This window comes from Xenorhabdus sp. NBAII XenSa04, from assembly GCF_963866145.1.
Taxonomy (GTDB): domain Bacteria; phylum Pseudomonadota; class Gammaproteobacteria; order Enterobacterales; family Enterobacteriaceae; genus Xenorhabdus; species Xenorhabdus indica.
Map to the genome: position 1 here is coordinate 1 of NZ_CAWMEB010000435.1, position 11,067 is coordinate 11,067.

4 protein-coding genes are annotated in these 11,067 nt (G+C 55.6%); all 4 read left to right on the top strand.

Translation table 11 applies throughout. The features are described 5' to 3' along the window. The coding region (locus tag AAC147_RS18470; protein ID WP_047683609.1) for a conjugal transfer protein TraG N-terminal domain-containing protein at positions 1-660 on the top strand (660 nt) is incomplete at its 5' end. Positions 661-1,024: 364 nt separating this feature from the next. Further along, complete coding sequence (locus AAC147_RS20240; RefSeq protein WP_445286334.1) at positions 1,025-2,698, top strand: ShlB/FhaC/HecB family hemolysin secretion/activation protein; 1,674 nt, start codon at positions 1,025-1,027, stop codon at positions 2,696-2,698. A 10-nt stretch (positions 2,699-2,708) separates the two neighbouring features. After that, positions 2,709-3,248 (top strand): toxin-activating lysine-acyltransferase, encoded by a 540-nt coding sequence (locus AAC147_RS18485; protein ID WP_047683612.1) that lies wholly within the window; start codon positions 2,709-2,711, stop codon positions 3,246-3,248. After that, positions 3,245-11,067 (top strand): two-partner secretion domain-containing protein (locus tag AAC147_RS18490; RefSeq protein ID WP_047683614.1); only part of this gene is annotated, 7,823 nt, incomplete at its 3' end. The genes AAC147_RS18485 and AAC147_RS18490, both read left to right, overlap by 4 nt.

The following is an 11,067-nucleotide window of genomic DNA, read 5'->3' on the forward strand; positions in this document are numbered from 1 at the left end:
CTGAAAATATTGGGGAAAAATACGCAGACTTATCAGGAAGCGGTGATCCGCCGTCTGGTCAGCCCGGTAAACCTGAGCGTTTCACAGGACGGGTATGTGTATGCCGGGTATGGTGGTAGTGCCGATCCCACCTTGTTGGATGGCGCTAATCGAATCGGCACTTCCGCAGGGGCTTTATTGGGTGGATTACTCAGTATGCCGGTGTTTGATGCGGTACGCCAGGCGCTGCCGATGATGCAGGCGGTAATTTTGATGGCGTTGTATATCTTCATCCCGTTGATCCTGCTGTTTGCGGCCTATGAATTTAAGACCATCTTCACGCTGACATTTGTGATTTTCGCATTGAATTTTTTGACCTTCTGGTGGGAACTGGCGCGCTGGCTGGACAGTCATTTACTGGAAGCCCTGTACGGCTCAGACACTCACAGCCTGTTTAATCTGGCGGGGTTTCAGAATACCTCGGACGATTTAATTATGGGGCTGGTGATGGGCACCCTGTTTATTGTGCTGCCGATGGTCTGGCTGGGCGCATTAGCCTGGGCCGGTGTCCGCATGGGTGATGTGGCCGGTATGATGAGCCAGGGGGTGGGGCAGGTCAGGCAATCTGCGGGGATGTTCGGACAGACGGTGATGCAGAAGATGTTGTCGAAGGGAAAGTAGTGAGACCCGTTTTTTGTCATAAAGCGGGGGAGCACTGTCCCGTCAGAATACTCTGAAAAACATGTCATTTATTATTTTTCTTTATCATATTCGCCGTGCTTTTGTTTTTCAGGCAGGCAAAATGCAGACGAATATACTTAATACTACACGCAATATGTTTGGTGAATGTTAATCCATTGCCGTTTTGTTGCATAATGACAGCTGGATAGTCTAAATATTCATCTTTTTGATCATCATGCGATCATGTTGGTTGAAATTAAAACACTTTAAACCATAATACCCTCTCGCGCAGTTCTCTCAAAATCATTCAATAATCATTAAGTATCCGACGGGTTCAATGATGGCAACGGTAACTCGCAACAAAATGTTCGCAGGGTTGGCCGGATGGGCTGTATGCGTTATTCAGCCTGTGCAGGCAGATGACCAACCTTTTATTCATCAAAAGCAGCAGCAGCAAGCATTAGAGCAACGCCTGGAGGCGAAGGCACCGACGGTGCGGCTTTCGGATGAAACGGTATCCACGTCTGTATTGACGTTTCCCACAGAATCGCCCTGTTTTGTGATCCAGAACGTCACTTTGTCCGGCCGGGAAGACCTGCCGCACTGGGTGCCGTTACAACGGCTGGCCGATCAGGCCAACGGACACTGTCTGGGGGCGCAGGGGATTGGTCTCCTGATGAGCACGATGCAGAACCGGCTGATTTCCCACGGCTGGGTGACCACCCGCATTCTGGCACCGGAGCAGGATCTGAGTCAGGGGGAACTGAAACTCAATGTTGTCACCGGCAAAATCCGGCAGGTACGCTATACCGAGGAGTCGGATAAATACGCGACGCTGTATACCGCGATGCCTGCCCATGATGGCCATGTGCTGGATTTGCGGGATATCGAGCAAGGCCTGGAAAACCTTCAGCGCATCCCCAATGTTCAGGCGTCGATGGAACTGGTGCCGGGTGAACAGCCGGGCGAGAGCGATATCGTGATTAAACGCCGGCAGTCGCGTTTCTGGCATGTGGGAGCCTGGGTGGATAACAGCGGGACCAAAACCACCGGACGCACGCAGGGCGGGCTGATGCTGGCGCTGGATAACCCAACGTCACTGAGTGATTTGTTTTATCTCTCCCTGAGCCGTGATTTGGCTTTTTCCCGCCGCAAGGATTCCACCAACTATACCGCGCATTATTCGGTGCCGTTCGGTTACTGGCAGTTTGCGGTCACCGGCAGCAAATACCACTATATGCAGACCGTACCGGAACTCAACGGGGATGCCCGATATCGCGGAAAAAGCCGCAGTCTGAACATGCAATTAAGCCGTGTCCTGCACCGTAATGCCCGTTCAAAAACCACATTCACTTATGGCGTGAATGTGCGCGAAACCCGCAATTTCATGCAACAGACCGAAATTGCTAACCAGAAACGCCGCACCAGCAGCTGGAGCCTGGGACTGGATCACCGCCATTATATCGGTGCAGCGATATTGGATGCGGGTATCCGTTATCAAAAAGGCACCCGCTGGTTTGGTGCACTGCCAGCATCTGAAGAGCGCAATGATAAATCTTCCTTAAACTACGCCACGGCAAAATCAGCAATTATCCAGTTGTCGGTGGCACTGAATACCCCCTTTAAGCTGGGCAGCCAGTCTTTTCAGCACCGGATGGAATACCAGAAGCAATGGAGTCATACCCCGCTGACGCCGCAAGACCAGTTCAGTATCGGCAGCCGCTGGACAGTACGGGGTTTTGATGGTGAACGCACGCTGAGTGCCGATGAGGGCTGGGCATGGCGTAATACCCTGTCATGGCAGACCCCGGTGCCGGATCAACAGCTTTATCTGGGAGCGGATTACGGCCGGGTGGGCGGACACAGGGCGGAAACCCTTATCGGCCGCACACTGGCCGGGGGGGTTGTCGGTCTGAAAGGCCATATCCGCCCGGCGAATCTGGCGTATGACGTGTCGGTTGGTACGCCCTTCTCCAAACCGGATGGCTTTAAAACCGACCCTGCTCACGTCAGTTTCAGCCTGAACTGGCAGTACTGAGGGGGCAGAAATGTTCATCGGTGATTATGATGTACGTGCTCCCCTGCTTCTGGGCGGGTATGACAATGACCCAGAAATGCTGGGTGCCGCAACCTGGCTGTGGATGCACTCCCCGCTGCACCGGGATGCACCGTTAAGTTCGCTTGCCACCCTGCTCCTGCCTTTTATTAAAGCCCAACAGTATGTGCTGATCAGTCAGCAGGGTCAGCCGGTGTTTTACCTGAGCTGGTCACGGTTTGATGAAGAGACCGAACACCATTACCTGACGACGGATGACGGGGATAATCGCCGCCTGGCATCGAACCGGGGGGATCGGCTCTGGATTGTGGACTGGGTAGCGCCGTTTGGCCATAGCCGTGTGATGGCGGATTTAATCAAACATGACATTTTTCCTTATCAGTGTGTCCGGGCGCTTTATCACAAAGGTTCAAAGCGTGGGGCGCAGGTGATCCGTTTCCGAGGGGCCGGTGTGAGCCGTGAACAGGCCGCCGCATGGTGGGACAACCATCCCCTGACCGTCGACTTACCTGAAAGAGGGGCTGCGCGATGAATAAACATTGCTACCGCGTGATTTTTAATAAAACCCGTCAGATGCTGATGGTGGTGTCTGAGTTAGTCCGCAGCCACACGGCCGGACAGGCACGCAACAGAATATCGGTGCCTTCATTATCGTCAGCCCGTGTGGCCTTAACCCCTTTGGTATTCGGGGTCTCACTGGCGCTGGGGCTGGTCAGCCTGAGTGCACAGGCGGGCATTGTGGCGGACAACAATGCGCCCGGTACGCAGCAGCCCTCGGTCATTGCCACGGCCAACGGTATCCCCCAAATCAATATCCAGACCCCGAATGGGGACGGGGTTTCCCGTAATCAGTACAGCCAGTTTGATGTGGCGCAACGGGGGGCGATCCTCAATAACAGCAGCATCAATACCCAAACCGAACTGGGTGGACTTATCACCGCAAACCCGTGGTTAGCCCAGGGTGAGGCGAAGATCATCCTCAATGAAGTGAACAGCCGCCATCCCAGCCAGCTGAACGGCTTTATTGAAGTCGCCGGACAACGGGCAGATGTCATTATTGCTAACCCGGCAGGTATTACCTGTCAGGGGTGTGGTTTTATCAATGCCAGCCAGACCACGCTGGCGGCGGGGAAAACCCTGCTGGAAGGCGGACGCCTGAAAGGGTTTGAAGTGGATGAGGCGCATCAGGGACTTATCAGCGTGGAAGGGAAGGGACTGAATGATACCGGCAGTGATTATACCCGCCTGATTGGCCGCGCCGTCAATATTAACGCCAGACTCCACGCCAACCAGTTAACCGTGACGACCGGGCGCAACCGGGTGGATGCCCAGGGCAATGTGACCGAAACTTTGTCAGAGAGCCAGAAGAATAAACCGGCATTCAGTCTGGATGTGGCGGCGGTAGGTGGCATGTATGCCAACAAAATCAGGCTGGTCGGTACCGAACAGGGTGTCGGGGTACGCAATGCCGGGCAGTTAGGGGCGCAGGCTGGCAATCTGACGCTGGATAGCCAGGGCAAACTGACGAACAGCGGTGTCATCACGGCATCTGCTGATGTGGTCATCAATAATTCGGGGGCGCTGGCGAATCAGGGAAATATCACGGCGGGTGTCGATAAAGAAGGCAACCGGACGCAATCCGGCACCCTGACCATTGAGAGCCGTGGCCGCCTCAGCAATAAAGGCACGATAGCGGCATCGGATAACCTGACTGTTGATAATCAGGGCGATGTAACGAACCTGGGGCGGCTGTCGGCAGGCAGCAATAAACCGGGCAGCCTGAAACTCAACAGTGGCGGTCATCTTGCCAACAGCGGGACGATAGACGCCTCTGCTGAGATTAAGGTTAAGAATCAAGGGCATTTCATCAATCAGGGCGATATGACGGCGGGTCAGGATATTACCGTCAACACCCGCGATCACCTGGATAATCAGGGCCGGATGTTGGCCGGCCGTCACCTTGATATCCACAGTGCGTCGTTGGCAAGCCATAAACAGGTTCGGCTGCCTGCTGATCGCCAGCCACACCCTGTGCTGGCCGCCGGCGCGGATAAAGACGGCAAATTAACCCAGCCGGGTAACCTGACGCTGGATATCAGGGGGAAACTGGATAATCAGGGGATTGTGACCGCGTCAGACAATATCGAGATTCAGAATAAAGCGGCGTTAACTAACGCCGGAGATATCAGCGCCGGGAAAGCGATGACGATAAAAACCCCGGGCGCGCTGGCCAATCAGGGCAAGGTGTTGGCCGGTCATCATCTCGCTATCCAGAGTGCATCTTTAGAGAGCGGTCAGAATGGGTTACTGTCTGCGGGAATGAATAAAACCCAGCCGGGCAAACTGACTCTCAACAGCCGGGGTCAGCTGGTTAATCAGGGGATGATAACCGCCACGGAGGATATTGTTATTGAAGCACCGGCGACGCTGGATAATCAGGGCGGGATAAACGCTGACCGTGATATCCGGATCACCACGCCCGGCAAGCTGACCAATCAGGGTAAGGTGTTGGCCGGCCACAACCTCGATATCCACAGTGCATCTTTAGAAAGTGGCCAGAACGGCGTACTGGCGGCGGGGGTAGATAAAACGCAGCCGGGCAAGCTGAAGATCCAGAGTCAGGGTAAACTGGATAACCACGGTATTATCAGTGCGTCCGAGTCTATCCATATTCAGCATAAAGGCGCTTTCAGTCACTCAGGGGATATCACCGCCGGTGGCGATATGACAATAAAAGCGCGGGATCACCTCGATAATCAAGGGAAAATGCGGGCAGGCCGCCATCTTGATATCCACAGTGCCGCGTTAGTCAGTCACCAGAACGGGATGCTGGCGGCGGGGACGGATGATCAGGGCAACCTGATCCGGCCGGGCAATCTTGGCATCGACAGTCGCGGCAAGCTGGTCAATCGGGGGGTGATGACGGCATCGGAGGATATCAATATCCAGAATCAGGCCGGGTTGAAAAATCAGGGAGAGATAAGTGCTGGTCGTGATATCAGGCTCAACACCCCGGGCAGTCTGACCAATCAGGGCCGGGTGCTGGCCGGCCATCATCTCGCTATCCAGAGTGCAGATTTAGACAACCAGCAGGAAAGTAAACTGGTTGCAGGTATAGATAAAACACAGCCGGGTAATCTGAAGATCCGGAGTCAGGGCAAACTGGACAACCACGGCATTATCACCGCTTCCGAGTCTATTCATATTGAAAATGAAGGGGCTTTCACGCATTCAGGCGATATCACTTCCGGTGGGGATATCACGCTAAAAGCCCGTGATGATCTCGATAATGCCGGAAAAATACTGGCCGGACGCCATCTGGATATTCATAATGCCGCATTAGTCAGTCATCAGAACGGGGTATTGGCGGCGGGGACGGATGATCAGGGCAAACTGACTCAGCCGGGCAATCTTGTCATCGACAGTCGCGGTCAACTGACCCATCAGGGCGTGATGATGGCGTCGGAGGATATTGCTATCCAGAATCAGGCTGAGTTGAAAAATCAGGGAGAGATAAGTGCTGGCCGTGATATCAGGCTCAACACCCCGGGCAATCTGACCAATCAGGGCCGGGTGTTGGCCGGCCACAGCCTTAATATCCACAGTGCGGCGTTAGAAAACCAGCAACACGGTGAACTGGCGGCAGGCACTGACCCGCATGGCAAACCGACTCAGCCGGGTAATTTGACCCTCGACAGTCGCGGTCAACTGGTTAATCAGGGGGTGATGACGGCATCGGACGATATCGTTATCGACAATCAGGCGGCACTGGAAAATGCCGGAGAGATAAGTACCGGCCGCGATATCCGGATTAAAACGCCCGGCCATCTGGCTAACCCGGGCAACATGTTGGCAGGCCGTCATCTGAATATCCACAGTGCTGCCTTATCCAATCAGGGAAAAGGGGTGCTGGCCGCGGGTGTCGGTAAAGACGGCCGTTTGTCCCAACCGGGAGACCTGACGCTCCATAGCCCGGGTGAGCTGACCAACCTGGGGCTTATCACAGCGTCGGACACGATGACCGTCCAGGATCAGAGCAAACTGGATAATCAGGGGAACATGAGCGCCGGCCGGGATCTGTCAGTCAATATCCGTGATCACCTTGCCAATCAGGGCAACATCCAGGCCGGCCATCATCTTGATATCACCAGTGCGTCACTGGACAACGCCCAAAATGCGGTATTGGCGGCAGGCATTGACCACGACGGTGAACCCGCCCAATCGGGCAATCTGGTGCTTCACAGCCGTGGGCAACTGATCAACCGCGGCGTGATAAGGGCCGCCGGTGATGTGAGCCTGCCTGATCAGGGCAACCTGATGAATGAGGGAGACATTACCGCCGGGCAGGACATAACTATCACCACCCGCAGGCACCTCGACAACCCGGGGCGCATCCTGGCGGGGCGCCACCTTGAAAGCCAAAGCACGTCATTGTATAGCCATCAGGGCAGTACCCTGGCGGCCGGTATGGATAACGCGCTCAGGCTGAGCCAACATGGTAACCTGACCCTGAAAACCACCGGGGAAGCCCGGCTTCACGGGCAGAATCTGGCCCATGACCGGTTAGCGGTGAACGCCAAAGATCTCTCACTGGCGGGCAGTCAAACGGAGGCCAGCGATCTGACACTGACGTCTGACACGCAGTTACATTTACAGGATGCCCATGTCAGCGCCCGTCAACATCTTACGTTATCGGCACCGGAACGGATTGATAACGCGCGGGGCCGGTTACGGGCGGAAACGCTGACCCTCCGCAGCCAGAAACTGAACAATCATCAGGGTAAAATTACCCAGACCGGGCAGCCGTCGCTTATCCTGGATCATCAGGCCGGGATTGACAATACGGCCGGGATAATTGAATCCCGCGGGCAGGATTTGACGTTGAAGGCGCAGACCATTGCAAATGATAACGGCAGGCTGATCCATGCCGGCACCGGCGTGATGGCCCTTGACACGGCCCGTTTTCAGGGTCAGGCCGGCCGCCTGATTTCTGACGGTGAACTGAAACTGGATGGGGGGGATTACCATCTGGTGAACAGCGAGACGTCGGCACAACATATCACGGCCCATATTCAGTCACTGGATCACCGTTCAGGGACGATGACCCAACGGGGCACCGGTGCCATGACGCTGGAGGTTCAGCAGGAACTGGATAATGGCAGCGGCACGATGTCTGCCAATGGCACGGTGAAGATCAATGCAGCGGCGCTGAATAACCAGTCAGGTCAAATCATTGCGGCAGAAGATGGTCAGCTTCAGGTCACGGTAAAAAAACGGCTGAATAACCAGCAAGGCCAGTTGGTGGCCTCAGCCGGGATGACCGTGGTGGCTGACGAAATCGATAACCGGCAGGGGAAGGTGGCGGCGTCGAACGGGGATGTCACCCTGACCACCGGGCAGCTCACTAATATTGAAGGGAAAATTGCCGGTCAGCATAACCTGCAACTGACGGCTCAGGCGATCAACAACGAAAAAGGCCAAATCCGTGCGGGAACGGCGGATATCGATACGCCCCAGCAGCCACTGAATAATACCGCGGGGCTTATCGCCGCAGAACGGCAGATGACGTTGCGAACCGGTGAATTACTGAACCGCTACGGGGCGATACACAGCGGCCAGAACCTGACCATCGATACCCACGGTCAGCAGCTGGATAACCGGGACAGTGGCCAGAACGGCGGTGTGTTCAGCCAGGGGGCTTTGCGCCTGACGGTCGCGGATCTGAATAACCAGTCCGGCCATATTGAAAGCCATGACCGGCTGAATATGAGCGGAAATACGGTCCTCAATCAGCACGGACAGATCCTGAGCGGAAAAGACACCCAATGGTATGTGGATGCACTGAATAATGATCAGGGTTTGCTGCAAAGTGGCGGCAAACTGACGCTCAACGCGAAATCCTTAATTAACCGCAACAGTGGTGACAGGCAGGGAATGACCAGCAAACAGGCCATGACCCTGAACACGGGGGCGCTGGATAATGACAATGGCGCCGTGGTGTCGGCAGGCAGTCTGGCTATCACGGCGGGTCATCTCCATAACCGACAGGGAATGCTGGCGGCACAGACCCGGCTTTCTCTGACAGGTCAACAGCTAAATAATCAGTCGGGCCGAATTCAAACCCGTCAGGATTTGTTCATTGATACGCAGGGGCAGACCCTCGATAACACTGATGGCGTGATTGACAGTCAGGCTGAGCTTGAGGTGAAGAGCGGGGATCTGAAAAACCTGCGCGGCACCTTGCATGGCAAATCGGCCACCCTCACCGCGAAACAACTGGATAACCGTCAGCAGGGTAAGATCCTGAGCGAAGCCGGGCTGCGTATTGATGCTGATGCGCTGCTCAATACCCAGGGACAGATACTGGCGCTGGGCGATTTGACCGCGCGCGTCAATCACCACATGGATAATCAGGCCGGTTTAATCCGCAGTGGCGGTGATGCCGAACTGAGTGCGCAGGCCATCCACAATCAGGAGACGCAACAGCAGGATAACGGGATTGAGGGTAAAAATGTCCTTGTCACGGCGGACACACTGCACAATGCCAAAGGGCAACTGTTCGGCACTGAAAATGCCACACTAAAACTGGCTTCGGTGCTCGATAACACGAAGGGCCAGTTACAGGCCAACCAGCAACTGACCGTACAGGGCCGCCAGCTAGCGGTGACCAATACGGACGGTGAGATCAACGCCGGGAAGGCGTTGACGGTGGATGCCGACGCGGCCACCGGTGACGGCAAACTGCGCTCACTGGGCGATATCCAGCTGACGCTGCTGAAAGATTTTATTCATACCGGTGAAATCATTGCCAATGGGCGTTTACGGCTGAGCAGTCAGGGCAATATCATTAATAACGGCCTGATCAGTGCCGGCACCTTGGCGGGGGCGGCGGATAACCTGACCAACGAGGCCACCGGGAAAATCCTGGCGGATCACCATCAATGGACCGTCAAAAATGCCCTCGTCAACACCGGGTTGCTGGATGGTGCCCAAACCTATCTGCGTGCCACCGGGCTGACCAACCAGGGCACCGGGCGGATTTATGGTGATCATATCGCCATTGACGCGGGGACGCTGAATAACCGGGTGGATGCTGAAACAAAGGCAAAACGGGAGCAGGGGTTCGCGACAAAATCGGGTAATTACAACGACATCATGGCCAAAGGTCAATCGGCGGTAATTGCGGCCCGCCAACGTCTCGATCTGGGCGTGGGAACCTTAAATAACCAGGCCCACAGCCTGATTTACAGTGACGGTGATTTTGCCTTCGGCGGCAAGCTGGATGACCGGTACCGGGCCAGCGGAAAAGGCCAGGTCATCAATAACCACAGCGCCTATATGGAAGCCATGGGGGAGATGCGGCTGGCAGCCAACACCATCAATAACGTCAATGACCATTTTGAGACCCAACGTGAGCGCATTTCGCAGACGCCCATGGAGGAATATCAGGTCTGGGGGCAACGTTATAATGCGAAAAATCATAGAGTCATTATCCGTCATGATGAAGTCTCTCACGCCTGTGTGGACAACAGGGGATGCCGGGATAACTTTCAGATTTACCGGTACACCCGCACGACAGAAGAAACCCGGGTGAAAGCCACCGACCCGGCGAAGATACTGGCCGGGAAAAACCTGATCATCGATACCACGACGCTGACAAACGACAAGAGCCAGGTGGTGGCCGGGGGATTGCTGACGGTTACGGGCGGGGATATCCATAACCGGGATGTGCCGGGTGAGCGTTATATCACCGATAAAGGCCGGGTGGAGAATTTTTGGCGCATCAAGAAAAAAGGGCGTGACCGGCAAGGCCGGCGGTCATCGTATTATGAACCCCCGGCACAAATCCAGGCCATCACGCTGACCCCCGGGACGGTCCGGGCATCACAGGGCACGGTCACGCTGGCTGGCCAGCGGCCGGCTGATTATCAGGGCACCGCGACACAGATGGCGCCAGTCCGTGGCGGGCAAATCAACGCTGGTCTGACAGAAGCGGAAACCCCGCCGCGTGAAGTCGCCTTAAGGCCGGGACAGCGGCGGGAAGTGATCATCCCGCCCGCGGCAGTAACGGGGCAAAGGCCGTCCATCACCGGTGGCACCGCAGAGACGCCGGTTATCGCGGGGGAAAAACTGACTGAACGGGGTCAGACAGTGACGGTGGGTGAACGATCCACCGTGGGTGAGAAGTTGACCGGCGCCGGTGAAAAAAACACCGGGCGGGAGGAAAAAATCACAAATGTGGGCGAGAAACCCCTTATCGTCCGCACGGAAGTGCCGAATTATCAGTTACCGGACAACAGCTTATTTAAACTGAATTTGCCGCCCGACAATACGCCACCCACACCGGCGGT

What these genes read in the sequence shown, in the direction of transcription:
- AAC147_RS20240 (WP_445286334.1), top strand. Translation starts at nt 1,025, where the DNA reads ATGTTCGCAGGGTTGGCCGGATGGGCTGTATGCGTTATTCAGCCTGTG.
- AAC147_RS18485 (WP_047683612.1), top strand. Translation starts at nt 2,709, where the DNA reads ATGTTCATCGGTGATTATGATGTACGTGCTCCCCTGCTTCTGGGCGGG.